The following is a 1,110-nucleotide window of genomic DNA, read 5'->3' as shown; positions in this document are numbered from 1 at the left end:
GACAACCTCATTGACGACATGTCGGACCAGTTGGTGGAGGGGCTGTTTCAGGACGACATTTTTGTGTGGTGGACGGACGGATACGCTGAGGAACTGTCTCGGGGCCACGAAACGGGAGCGAGCCAATTCGAGGCCGTCGCGAAGGAATCGGGTGGAGTAGATCGGATCAGCGACGCGACACGGGACCGATTCAGCCGGGCGGTGGCGGAGGTGTTCTTCAACGTGCTTCGGTTCGACTTCGGAGACGTAGAGGGCGATCTTCTCGGAGATCTGTATCAGCGGTACTTCGACCCGGAGACGCGCAAGGCTCTCGGCGAGTTCTACACGCCACAGCCGGTGATCGACTATATCATGGACGGCGTCGGCTACGAGCGCGGTGTCTCGAACGAGCGACTTATTGATCCTGCCTGTGGCTCCGGGACATTCCTCGTGGATGCCGTCGAGCGATACGTCGCCGACGTGGAACGCTACGAGGAGAATCCGGACTGGAAAGACCACCTACAGGATTTGTGTACCCGCCCGCGCGTAGTCGGACTCGACATTCACCCGTTTGCCGTACTCATGGCACAGATCCGCTTCGTCGTCGCGATTCTCCCCGCGTATCGAGAAGCGAAACAGCAACACCCGGAGTACACCATTCGCCGGCTCCCGATCTATCGGACCGACACACTCCGGAACGGGCGCGAATTGACCGGGACGGACCTCGGAGATGACGGTTCCCGACAAATGACCTTCGACGCGATGACCGACGACGAGCAGGACGTACGTATTCCGGTTCCCCTCCCGGTCGAAGTGAACAAGGACGAAGTGGACGAGACCGAGGACGGGTTCCTCGTTCGACGCGTTCGCATGCCGCTGTTCGACACGATCCAGCTTGAGACAGGCGTGAGCAACTTCGGGGAGTACTTCGCCGCACTACAGGGGGTTCTCGACACGGTGAAGGACCACATGGCGCTCGCGGAGGAGTTCGGTGGGGACTTCGACTGGACCTACCAGAGCGGGCTTGAGGAGCGGATCCACCATCACACAGACCGCGAGTACGACGGCGTCGAGGAGTTCTTTGAGCCGTACGTGAACGACATGCTGGAGAACGTTCGCTACCTCAAGGAG

1 protein-coding gene is annotated in these 1,110 nt (G+C 60.2%); it reads left to right on the top strand.

What is annotated here, in order from left to right; all coding sequences use genetic code 11:
• The coding region (locus tag U4E84_RS18280) for an N-6 DNA methylase (RefSeq protein ID WP_322533484.1) at positions 1–1,110 on the top strand (1,110 nt) is incomplete at both ends.

The sequence above is a fragment of the Halorubrum sp. AD140 genome, from assembly GCF_034497445.1.
Taxonomy (GTDB): domain Archaea; phylum Halobacteriota; class Halobacteria; order Halobacteriales; family Haloferacaceae; genus Halorubrum.
The sequence above is the reverse complement of the archived record's forward strand: the minus strand, read 5'-3'. Positions and strand labels throughout refer to the sequence as shown.